The following is a 12,132-nucleotide window of genomic DNA, read 5'->3' as shown; positions in this document are numbered from 1 at the left end:
TCAGATTGTCACCAACAAATGGCGATCCCTACGAGATCGGGGTTATCAGATTTTGTTTGCTGTTATTTTAATAAAACAAAACCCAAATTGAAAAACCGGATTCATCCTGACTATCTCTGCTCTTCCCAAATTCCAGCTCACCTAATATCAATCAACCACCTGCCTTCCCCAATCTTGAAATATCCTTGAATTGTGCCAGAGGCACAACCCACCGGTAGCAAATCCAACGCCTAAATGACCCCAACCGTCCCAGAGGGACGGCCTATCGGTAGCAAAAAAAACCGATCGATCAACCCATTGTCCTGTAGAGCCTGTCTCGAGAATCGGGAGACGGCCTATCGTAAGGAAGAAACCCGGTCGATCAAAATATCCATCCTGTAGGGATGGCCTGTTGGTAGAAATAAACGGACATCCATTTTCCCCACCGTCCTGGAGGGACGGCCTATCGGTATTGTTTGATAAATGGCTTTGATATTGTTCTTCATCTAAAAAGCGAGATTAATCAAGACCTTTCCTTCAAGAATAGGAATAAAATACGAAAAGGATTCACCTTGTCAGTAGTCCCCCGTCAAAGTATGGAAAGCCTCAATCCAAAAACCTTAATAAACCCCTTAACCCCTTAAATCTGAATGGTTTTCTCCTCGCCTGCATCCTGGTCCCTCCCTAAAATCAGCCAAAAGGCTGATTTCTTAACGGTCAGTCTTAAAAACCGAGCTCCCCCTTTTTCCTTTTGCCTTTTGCCTTGGCTCTTATTCCTCACACATTCTCCGCCAACCAATCCCCCACCTCGGAAGTCTTATAAGCCTTACCCCCTTCAGCAATATCCTCTGTCACCACTCCTTCCGCCAAGGACTTATTCACTACATCGGTAATGGCCTGGGCCTCGGCCTTCATGTCAAAGGCGTAATCAAACATCATCGCTGCAGACAATACCGTGGCCAATGGATTGGCTATGTCTTTCCCTGCTGCCTGAGGATAGGACCCATGAATAGGCTCAAATAATTTATTATCCGTACCCAAAGAAGCCGATGGCATCAATCCCATTGAACCGGAAATCACAGATGCCTCATCGGTCAAAATATCTCCAAAAAGGTTCTCTGTAATCAACACATCATAAGCCTTGGGCCATTGGATGAGTCGCATGGCCACCGCATCCACAAATTCATACTCCACCTTCACATCAGGATATTCCGGTGCCAGTTCCTGAACAGTCTCCCTCCACAACCTGGAAGTAGCCAAAACATTGGCCTTGTCCACACAGGTCAGGAGTTTTCTTCTTTTTTGGGCCGCTTCAAACCCCATTCTTGCCAAGCGGGTGATCTCTTCCTTGGAATACACATTGGTATCAAAAGCCTTCGTACCCTGCTCATTCCTGCCTCTGGGCTCGCCGAAATATACCCCTCCTGTCAATTCCCTGAAAAACACAAAATCCACTCCCTCTACCCTTTCGAGTTTCAATGGAGATTTATGGATCAATGAAGGAAAGGTAAATGTAGGTCTGACATTGGCAAACAAGCCCAACTTCTGACGCATCCTCAATAAACCCTGCTCCGGTCTGACCTTGGCTTTGGGATCATTGTCATATTTGGGATCACCAATGGCCCCAAAAAGTACTGAATCTGCCCTCAGGCAAACTTCATGGGTACTGTCAGGATAAGGATCTCCTGTCAGATCAATAGCTGCAGCTCCAACAGGTGCTTCCTCAAAATGAATGGTATGTCCGAATTTCTTTCCTACTGCTTTGACTACTTTTACAGCCTGTGCAATTACCTCCGGTCCGATGCCGTCACCCGGCAACAGCGCGATGTTCATTTCCATATGATGTTGTGTTTTCTTTTTCTGGGTTGATTTCCTGTCCCTTGATAGGACCTGTATTTCCTTTATCTAATTGCTCAATAATATTCAGCATTTTTTCTGTAGCCTTCAAAGCGGCTACGGTCTGATCGCTGTCCAGACCTTTGGTTTTGAAGATTCTTCCATAATCCCAAGTGATTACCGTTTCCACGAAGGCATCTGTTTTTCCACCTGGAGGAATGGTCACATGGTAATTGGTCAGCTTGGGGAGTTCCTTATTCAAGGACTTGTAGATTTTTCTGAGGGCTTTCATAAAGGCATCGTACTGCCCATCTCCAGAAGAACCTTCCTCATAGCTTTGCCCATAAATGTTCATCTTCAACTGCACGGTGGGCTTCAGCCCTTTAGAATGGCTAAGGTTATACCCCTCAATGAAGATGTGATGGGTAATGGAGTTATTCTGCAAAACATCAGAAATAATGTAAGGCAAATCCTCAGTCGTCACCCTCTCTTTCTTATCTCCCAATTCAATGATCCTTTGGGTCACCTTGGCCAGTTCATCGGGCTCCAAAGAAATCCCTAACTCCTGTAGGTTTTTGACAATATTGGCCTTTCCGGAAGTTTTACCCAAGGCATACTTTCGTTGCCTACCGAACCTTTCCGGCATCAGGTCATTGAAGTAAAGGTTTTTCTTGTTATCTCCATCTGCATGAATACCTGCGGTCTGGGTAAACACATTCTCTCCGACTACGGGCTTATTGGCAGGAATATGTTGTCCGGAAAACTGTTCCACCAGCTTGCTTACCCGGTAAATCTTATTCTCCCTGATATTCAATTTGAAATCGGTAAAATCTTTGATCACAGCGATCACTGATTCCAGAGGAGCATTCCCTGCCCTTTCCCCGAGGCCATTTACCGTGGTATGAATACCTCTGACCCCATGATGAATGGCTTCCAAAACATTGGCAACCGATAGGTCATAGTCATTATGGGCATGAAAGTCAAAGTGTACATCGGGAAATTCAGTGGTGATCAAGCGAATAAAATGGGAGACTTCTCTTGGATTTAACAAACCCAAGGTATCAGGCAACATGATCCTTCTTACCCTTATTTCTGCCAACATACCGATCAAATCCATGGTATACTCTATGGAATTCCGCATGCCGTTGGACCAATCTTCCAGGTACACATTCACACTTTGTCCTTTGGATCGGGCATAGTGCACACAGTCCAGGATTTCCTGAAAGTGCTGCTCTTGCGTCTTGCGGAGCTGATGGACCAAATGGTTCAAAGAGCCCTTGGTCAAAAGGTTCAACACTTTCCCTCCTGCAGCCGTAATCCAGTCCACAGAAGCGGGAGTATCCACAAAACCCAATACCTCCACACGGTCCAAAAAACCTTTCTCTGCAGCCCATTGGGTAATCTTTTTCACCCCTTCCATTTCTCCCTCAGAAACCCTGGCAGAGGCCACTTCAATCCTGTCCACCTTCAGTTCTTCCAATAGCCACTTGGCGATCTGAAGCTTTTCAGAAGGCAGAAAGGAAACGCCCGAAGTCTGTTCTCCATCCCTCAGGGTAGTATCCATGATTTCTATTTTCCTTTGATAACCCATGTTGATTAATGATTAGTGAAGAGTGGGAAGTGTTGAGTGGGAAGTGAGGAGTGATGAGTTATCAGTGATTAGGGATTGGTTAATTAGGAAAATATTTAGGGATAAGCTATTGATATTCATTCCTAATTCCTCATTCCTAATTCTTAATGAACCCCTTAATCCCTTAACTCCTTAATGGTTCAAAATATTCGACTTCCGACTTCCGATATCCACTTTAGCCCTTAGATTCAAACTCCTCAATCTCTCCCTTGATGTTCAACAGATAATCAATATCATCGAATCCATTTTTCATGTTTTCTTTTTTATAGGTATTGATCTCGAATGACTCAGCATCCCCGGTTGACAATAAGGTAATGGACTGCTTATCCAAATCCACTTCTAGTTCGGTTTTGGGATCCGCCTCCACTGCGGCAAATATTTTATCCAAAAACTCCGGACTCACAGTCACTGGCAATACACCAATATTCAGACAGTTATTTTTGAATATATCTGCAAAGAAAGATGAAACCACACAGCGGAAGCCATAATCATAAATGGCCCAAACCGCATGTTCCCTACTGGACCCTGATCCAAAATTTTTGCCTGCAACCAGGATTTTACCTGAATAAGTAGTATCGTTCAATACAAAATCCGGCTTGGGATTTCCTTCTACATCATAGCGCCAGTCCCTGAACAGGTTGTCACCAAATCCTTCCCTTTCTGTAGCTTTTAGAAACCTGGCAGGTATGATCTGATCGGTATCCACATTTTCTCTTGACAAAGGAACTACAGCGCTTTTCAGCACATTGAATTTATCGTATGGCATTTTTTTCGGATTTAAGGTTTAGAAAATGTCACGGGGATCGGTAATCTCTCCAGTCACAGCGACAGCAGCTACGGTCAGTGGACTGGCCAATAGGGTTCTGGCACCAGGCCCTTGACGGCCTTCAAAATTCCTGTTGGAGGTAGAGACCGCATATTTACCTGCCGGAATTTTATCATCATTCATGGCTAAGCATGCCGAACAACCAGGTTGGCGCAATTCAAACCCTGCTTCTTCCAATATCTTGACCAATCCCTCTTCATGAGCCAGCTTTTCTACTTCCCTGGAACCGGGAACGATCCAAGCGGTTATGTTATCGGCTTTATGCTTGCCCTTCACAAAGTTGGCCACCGCACGAATGTCCTCTATCCGACCATTGGTACAACTGCCCACAAATACATAATCTACTTTTTTCCCTTTAATCGGTTCTCCGGGAGCAAAGCCCATATAATCCAAGGATTTCATAAATGAGGCCTTATTGCTTCCCTCCATTCCTTCAGTGGTGGGTATGCTGTCTATGACCTTGATACCCATGCCAGGATTGGTACCATAGGTAATCATAGGTTCTATATCGCTGCCCTCAAAGTGGTACTCCTTGTCAAATTCAGCACCTTCATCCGTCTGAAGGGTTTTCCAATAGGCCACTGCTTTGTCCCAAGCTTCGCCTTTTGGCGCATATTGTTTGCCCTTGAGGTAATTGAAAGTAGTCTCATCTGGAGCAATTACCCCCCCTCTGGCCCCCATTTCAATACTCATGTTGCAAATGGTCATTCGGGCTTCCATGCTGAGGTTGCGGATAGCCGAACCTGCATACTCCACAAAATACCCAGTTGCACCGGCTGCGGAAATTTTAGCAATGATATACAGGATGATGTCCTTAGAAGTCACTCCTTTCCCCAGCTCCCCATCTACCGTGATTCTCATCCTTTTGGGTTTGGACTGCATGATGCACTGGGTGGCCAAAACCATTTCTACCTCAGAAGTTCCTATCCCAAAAGCAATGGCTCCAAAGGCACCGTGGGTGGAGGTATGGCTATCTCCGCAGACGATGGTCATCCCCGGCTGAGTCACTCCCAATTCAGGTCCGATCACGTGAACGATGCCATGGTGGGCAGAGCCCAAATCATGCAGCTCAATGCCATATTTTTTACAGTTATCCCTCAGCTTTTCTACCTGCATGCGGGACAATTTATCCTTGATGGTCTTTTCCTGATCCACTGTGGGAACATTGTGGTCAGGGGTTGCAATGGTACGCTCAGGATACAACACGCCTATCCCACGCTTTTCTAGGTTTAGGAAGGCAACTGGGCTGGTCACTTCATGGATAAAATGCTTATCGATGAAGAACACATCCGGGCCATCAGGTACCGAACGGACCACGTGCGCATCCCATATTTTATCAAATAATGTTTTCTTTTCCATGTTAATCTATGGTCACTTTGTCTTTGACAGGGATTTTATTTAAGGCATCCACAAAAGCCTGAGCCGAAGCCAATACGATATCTGAATTAGAGGCAAAACCATAATAAGGCCGCTCACCCTGCATCAAACGCATATGTACCTTGGCCACATCGTCACTGCCGGCAGTAATGGCCTGAATCAGGAATTCCTCCAAAACATAATGCGGTTTTACTATTTTTTCAATGGCTTTTAATACAGCATCTACAGGACCATTACCGGAGGAACTGGCCTCATGGGATTTATCCCCAATTTTCAGTTTCACATGGGCCTTGATCGTACCATTGGACTGGTAACTGACTTCCTGAAGTTCAATAAAGGAGGATTCATCCATATATTTCCCAACAAGTTCTAGAAGGTCTTTAGGTCCAATATCCCTTTTGGAATCCGCCAGAAGCAGAAATTCCTCATATACTTTGTTGAGGTCTTCCCCTTCCAACTCTACGCCAAGGTTATCTAAATGGTGTTTCAGTGCTGCCCTACCACTTCTTGCAGTAAGCACGATAGAAGATTCATGCACCCCTACTTCTTTGGGATCAATGATTTCATAATTTTCCCTATGTTTCAACACCCCATCCTGGTGAATTCCCGAAGAGTGGGCAAAGGCATTTCTACCCACGATGGCCTTATTGGGCTGTACCGGCATATTCATCAACTTGGAAATCAAACGGCTGGTACCGTAAATTTTTTCCGTTTTGATATCAGTATATACCGGAATGCTCTGATGGCACTTAATGGCCATGACCACTTCTTCCAAAGAGGTATTTCCAGCCCTTTCACCTATCCCATTGATGGTGAGTTCTGCCTGTCTCGCCCCATTTTGAATGCCGGAAATGGTATTGGCCGTAGCCATCCCCAAATCATTGTGACAATGGGTAGAAATAATGGCTTTGTCAATATTGGATACATTTTCCTTCAGGTATCGGATAATTGCTCCATACTGCTCTGGAAGACAATAGCCTGTGGTATCGGGTATATTCACTACCGTAGCACCGGCCTTTATGGCCTCCTCGATGATTTTGGCAAGAAAGGGAAGTTCTGCCCTTCCCGCATCTTCAGCGTAAAACTCTACATCTTCTACGAAGCGTTTGGCAAATTTTACTGCCTTGACACCACGCTCGATGATATTTTCTGGGGTAGACCGCAGCTTGTATTGGATATGGTAGGGAGATACACCTATACCCGTATGTATCCGGCCTTTCTTGGCATATTTGAGTGCCGCTGCTGCTACTTCTATATCCTTCTCCACAGCTCTGGAAAGGGCGCAGATGATAGGATTAGAAACTGCTTTTGAAATTTCTACTACTGAATTAAAATCACCAGGGCTGGAAATCGGAAATCCCGCCTCGATGATATCTACTCCCAGTGCTTCCAAAGCCTTAGCCACCACTATCTTTTCCTGGGCGTTCAACTGACAACCAGGTACCTGTTCCCCATCACGGAGTGTGGTATCGAATATCCATAGCTTTTCACTCATAATAATTTTAGTTATTTTCAGGTCTTAATTTTCTGACAGTCGCACCTGCCTGCCACATTTCAGATTCTCTTAATTCTTTCAATTCAGCCTCCAATTTCTCCCTATAATCAGATTTAGAATTGGAGTCAATGGACTTCTGGGCTTCTTGGCCTGTCTTTACACTGTTGTACAATTCTTCGAATACAGGCTTGGTGGCATCCCTGAATGGTTTCCACCAGTCCAACGCACCCCTTTGAGCAGTCGTGGAGCAGTTGGCATACATCCAGTCCATCCCATTTTCGGCCACCAAAGGCATCAAACTTTGGGTCAGTTCTTCTACGGTTTCATTGAATGCTTCGGAAGGGGTATGGCCGTTGGCTCTCAAAACTTCATATTGAGCAGCAAATATCCCCTGAATAGCACCCATCAGGGTTCCTCTTTCTCCTGTAAGGTCAGAAGTCACTTCACGGTAAAAATCCGTCTCAAACAAGTATCCTGATCCCACACCGATACCAAGGGCAACTACTCTGTCTTTCGCTTTTCCTGTAGCATCCTGGTAAATGGCATAAGAGGAATTCAGGCCTCTACCTTCCACAAACATCCTTCTCAGGGAAGTACCGGATCCTTTGGGTGCCACCAAAATCACATCCACATCCGCAGGGGGGATGATACCGGTTTTCTCCTTGTAAGTGATCCCAAATCCATGGGAAAAATATAGGGCTTTGCCCGGAGTCAGGTATTTTTTTACGGTAGGCCAAAGCGCAATTTGACCAGCATCAGAAAGAAGGAATTGTATAATGGTTCCTTTTTGGCAAGCTTCTTCAATTTCAAACAAAGTTTCACCGGGTACCCAGCCATCCGCCACTGCTTTGTCCCAGGTTTTGGAGTTTTTCCTCTGACCGACAATCACATTGAAGCCGTTGTCCTTGAGGTTTAATGCCTGACCAGGGCCTTGTACCCCATAACCAATCACTGCAATGACCTCATTTTTCAATACTTCTCTAGCTTTTTCCAAAGGAAATTCCTCTCTGGTAACTACATTTTCTTCTACTGATCCAAATTTCAGTTTCATAGTGTTATGTATTAGGTTTGATTATTTAAATATTCTTGAACAGAAAACTTAGGTTTAGCGATAGCCACCCTACCCGAACGGGAAAATTCCAACAAATTGAAAGGCTTAAGGATTTCAAGCAAAGCTTGGGTATCCTCCTTATGCCCGGTAAATTCAATTACCACAAATTCCTTTTCAGCAGCAATGATGTGGGCATTGAACTGCCTGATCACTTTCTCAAGCCCTGGATCCAAACTTTCAATTGGAACTTTGTACAGGGCAATTTCCTGATAGACTACCTCCTCATCTTTAAAGCAATAGGCTTTGATCACATCCACCACTTTTTCAATCTGTTTGGTTAATTGAATGATCTGTTCCTCGGTGACTGTGACTTCAATGGTAATTTTGTGTATGCCATCCAAACGGCTTTCTGAAGCAGTCAGCGCATCAATGTTGATCCCCCTTCGGGTAAAGATGATAGTGATCCTGTTGAGGATCCCGATGAAATTTTCTGTATAGACTAATATGGTATATCGATTCATAAATGCCAGTGCTGGATTAGCTCAATCTTACTTCTTCCACAGAACAGCCTGTGGCAATCATTGGGAAAACGTTGTCCTCTTTTTCCACCACAACTTCAAGGAAATAAGGACCTTGGTGCAACAACATTTCTGCCACTGAGGCTTCAAGATCTTCCCGTTCTGTTACCTTCCTTGCCTTGAAGCTGTAGGCTTCGGCAATTTTGATAAAATCTGGATTCTCCAATTCTGTAAAGGAATACCTTTTGTCAAAGAACAACTGTTGCCATTGGCGTACCATTCCCAAATAGTTGTTGTTGAGCAGGACTACTTTTACCGGAGCCTTGGTCTGCATAATGGTGCCCAGTTCCTGAATGGTCATCTGAATGCCCCCATCTCCTACTACACAGACCACCTGTCTTTTGTAATCGTACAATTGTGCCCCCAAGGCAGCTGGCAAGGCAAACCCCATGGTGCCCAATCCTCCTGAGGTGACTTGTGTTCTGGTGGTTTTATAATCAAAATACCTCCAGGCAATCATCTGATGCTGTCCCACATCGGTCACCAGAACGGCATCTTCTTCTTTGAACTGATTGATCAAACGAATCACTTCTCCCATATGCAGGCCACCTTGGGTGGCATGAAGGTCATTTGTCATAACGGCCAATTTCTCCTCATTCTCCAGTTCCCTGAATCGCTGCATCCATTCCGGATGTGAATTTGACTGGACCGCCTCGGTCAGCAAGGCCAAGCTGACTTTACAGTCTCCCTGTATGGCCACAGTGGTTTTGACATTTTTATCTATTTCTGAAGGATCAAGTTCCAAATGTATAACCTTCGCTTGTTTGGCGTAACGCTTCAAATCGCCGGTCACCCTATCATCAAATCTCATCCCTACCGCAATCAATACATCACATTGGTTCGTCAATAAATTAGGCGCATAATTCCCATGCATGCCCAGTTTGCCCACATATGAGGGGTGATCTTGGGGCAAAGCTCCTGAACCCAATAAAGTAGAAGCAGCGGGAATGCCTGTTTTATCCAAAAAGGCTTTCAATTCAGCCTCTGCATTGGCCAAGACAACCCCTTGTCCGAAGAGTACATAGGGCTGTTTGGCAGTATTTATCAAGGTTGCAGCATCTGCCACAGCTTTTTCATTGATCTTCACATAAGGACGGAAAGACCTAACCGAAAGGCAAGGTGCGTAATTGAATTCGCCAAATTCTATCTGGGCATTTTTGGTAATGTCCACCAATACAGGTCCCGGTCTTCCTGTTTTTGCTATGTGAAAGGCCTTGGCAATTGCTGGAGCGATTTCTTCTACTGATCTCACCTGAATATTCCACTTAGTACCGGGCATAGAAAGACCCACTACGTCAGTTTCCTGAAAAGCATCCGATCCTAGGAGGTGTGCGGCTACCTGTCCAGTAATACAGACCAAAGGAGTGCTGTCAATCAATGCATCTGCCAGTCCAGTGATGAGGTTGGTGGCTCCTGGGCCTGAAGTGACCAAGACTACACCCACTTTACCGGAAACACGGGCATAACCCTGCGCGGCATGGATCGCACCTTGTTCATGCCTTGTCAAGACATGTTTGATTTGATCACTGTAATCGTATAGCGCATCATACACCGGCATGATCGCCCCCCCTGGATATCCGAAAATGTATTCGGAGTTTTCTTCAATCAGGGATTTGACAACGATATCTGCTCCTCTAATCATGGTGATTTCATTTATTATTTATCGGTCACGCATCCTTCAGAAGCGGAGGCAACCAGTTTATTATATTTTTTGAGTGTACCTTGAAGGTCAGAAAGGTCTTTATTCTTCCAGTGCTTCTTTCTCTCTGCCAATTCTTCATCAGACAAAGCCACATTCAGTGTTAGGGTATCTGCATCTATGGTAATAATGTCCCCATCTTGAATCATGGCAAGAGGACCACCGGAAAAAGCTTCTGGTGTCACATGTCCTACCACAAAGCCGTGAGTACCTCCAGAAAACCTGCCATCAGTAATCAAAGCCACATCAGCTCCTAGCCCTGCTCCAATGATCATGGAAGTGGGCTTCAGCATTTCCGGCATTCCCGGTCCTCCTTTGGGACCAATGTACCGGATGACAATTACCTCACCCTTTTTCACCAACTTGTTCTTGATACCTTCATTGGCTTCTAATTCAGAATCAAACACCTTTGCTGGACCGGTAAAGGATTTACCTTCCTTTCCTGAAATTTTGGCCACAGCACCCTCAGGAGCAAGATTGCCCTTCAGCACACATAAATGTCCGGTTTCTTTTAAAGGCTGCTCAATCGGATGGATCACATTGACCACTGAGGGTACTACAGGATCAATATCAGCCAGATTTTCGGCCAGTGTTCTTCCGGTAACTGTCATGCAGTCTCCGTGCAACATGCCTTTGTTCAACAGGTATTTCATAAAGGCAGGCAAGCCCCCCTGTTCAAAAAGATCCTCCATCAGGTATTTGCCCGAAGGTTTAAAGTCACCCAATAGTGGGGTTTCATGATTCACACGCTTAAAATCTTCCAGCGTGAAATCTACTCCGGCCGTTTTGGCGATGGCCAAAATATGTAATACAGCATTGGTGCTGCCCCCGAGAGCCACGGCCACCCGAACGGCATTTTCCAAACTCTTTTTTGTAACAATATCTTTTGGTTTGATATCTTTTTCCAGAAGTACTTTGATGTACTTACTGACTTCCTTGCATTCATTCAATTTTTCTTCGGCCGTAGCAGGAGTAGAGGAAGAATAAGGCAAAGACATGCCCATGGCCTCAATGGCAGAAGACATGGTATTGGCCGTATACATACCGCCGCAGGCACCCGCTCCCGGGCATGCATTCTCTATCACGCCTTGATAATCTTCATCGCTCATTTCGCCTTTGATACGCTTGCCATAAGCTTCGAAGGCGGACACAATATTGAGTTTTTCACCCTTGTAATTCCCAGAACGGATGGTGCCACCATAAACCATGATGGAGGGCCGGTTGATCCTCAACATACCCATCACAGCACCTGGCATGTTCTTATCACAACCTGCCACTGCCACACAGGCATCAAAAGAATGGCCTAGAATAAATGATTCGATCGAATCGGCAATAATTTCCCTGGAAACTAAGGAATAACGCATTCCTGATGTGCCCATGGATATGCCGTCCGAAATCCCCATGGTATTAAAAACCAAACCGGTCAGATCATAAGCCTTGGAGGATTGCTTGATCAGACCGGCAAAATCATTCAGGTGCATGTTGCAGGGGTTACTTTCATAGCCACAACTGGCTATCCCCAAAAAGGGTTGGTTCATCTGCTTGTCCGACATCCCTGTTGCGTACAACATGGCCTTGCCTGCGGGATGTTCTTCATTTTGACTGATTTCCCAACTGTGTTTTTTGAGACTCATATGCTTAATTATAGGTCAAAATAGGTT

At 45.1% G+C, this 12,132-nt stretch carries 10 protein-coding genes; all 10 read right to left on the bottom strand.

Annotated features, from left to right (window positions below; genetic code table 11):
* Positions 1-335 precede the first annotated feature (335 nt).
* Positions 336-485: a hypothetical protein gene (locus B879_RS22605; RefSeq protein ID WP_157231549.1), complete on the bottom strand. Its 150-nt coding sequence runs from the start codon at positions 483-485 to the stop codon at positions 336-338.
* Between the two features lie 271 nt (positions 486-756).
* Entirely contained in the window at positions 757-1,818 is a 1,062-nt protein-coding gene (gene leuB / locus B879_RS06710) for a 3-isopropylmalate dehydrogenase (protein WP_009184402.1), read from the bottom strand.
* A complete protein-coding gene (locus B879_RS06705) occupies positions 1,787-3,406 on the bottom strand; it encodes a hydroxymethylglutaryl-CoA lyase-like TIM-barrel protein (protein ID WP_009184401.1) in 1,620 nt (539 codons plus the stop codon). The genes leuB and B879_RS06705 overlap by 32 nt, the downstream gene beginning before the upstream one ends.
* Before the next feature lie 214 nt (positions 3,407-3,620).
* Complete coding sequence (leuD, locus tag B879_RS06700; protein ID WP_009184400.1) at positions 3,621-4,211, bottom strand: 3-isopropylmalate dehydratase small subunit; 591 nt, start codon at positions 4,209-4,211, stop codon at positions 3,621-3,623.
* An 18-nt stretch (positions 4,212-4,229) separates the two neighbouring features.
* The gene (leuC, locus tag B879_RS06695; RefSeq protein ID WP_009184399.1) at positions 4,230-5,630 is read right to left on the bottom strand and encodes a 3-isopropylmalate dehydratase large subunit; all 1,401 of its coding nucleotides are present in this window, start codon (positions 5,628-5,630) and stop codon (positions 4,230-4,232) included.
* Between the two features lies 1 nt (position 5,631).
* The gene (locus tag B879_RS06690) at positions 5,632-7,143 is read right to left on the bottom strand and encodes a 2-isopropylmalate synthase (protein WP_009184398.1); all 1,512 of its coding nucleotides are present in this window, start codon (positions 7,141-7,143) and stop codon (positions 5,632-5,634) included.
* A 7-nt stretch (positions 7,144-7,150) separates the two neighbouring features.
* Positions 7,151-8,194 (bottom strand): ketol-acid reductoisomerase, encoded by a 1,044-nt coding sequence (ilvC, locus tag B879_RS06685; protein WP_009184397.1) that lies wholly within the window; start codon positions 8,192-8,194, stop codon positions 7,151-7,153.
* 11 nt (positions 8,195-8,205) lie between these two features.
* A complete protein-coding gene (ilvN, locus tag B879_RS06680) occupies positions 8,206-8,715 on the bottom strand; it encodes an acetolactate synthase small subunit (protein WP_009184396.1) in 510 nt (169 codons plus the stop codon).
* A gap of 16 nt (positions 8,716-8,731) precedes the next feature.
* Positions 8,732-10,414, bottom strand: a complete 1,683-nt coding sequence (gene ilvB / locus B879_RS06675) for a biosynthetic-type acetolactate synthase large subunit (RefSeq protein ID WP_009184395.1) — start codon at positions 10,412-10,414, stop codon at positions 8,732-8,734.
* Positions 10,415-10,428: 14 nt separating this feature from the next.
* Entirely contained in the window at positions 10,429-12,105 is a 1,677-nt protein-coding gene (gene ilvD / locus B879_RS06670) for a dihydroxy-acid dehydratase (protein WP_009184394.1), read from the bottom strand.
* Positions 12,106-12,132: the final 27 nt, after the last annotated feature.

Source organism: Cecembia lonarensis LW9 (assembly GCF_000298295.1).
In the GTDB taxonomy this organism is placed as follows: Bacteria; Bacteroidota; Bacteroidia; order Cytophagales; family Cyclobacteriaceae; genus Cecembia; species Cecembia lonarensis.
This window is presented reverse-complemented; position numbering and strand designations above follow the sequence as displayed.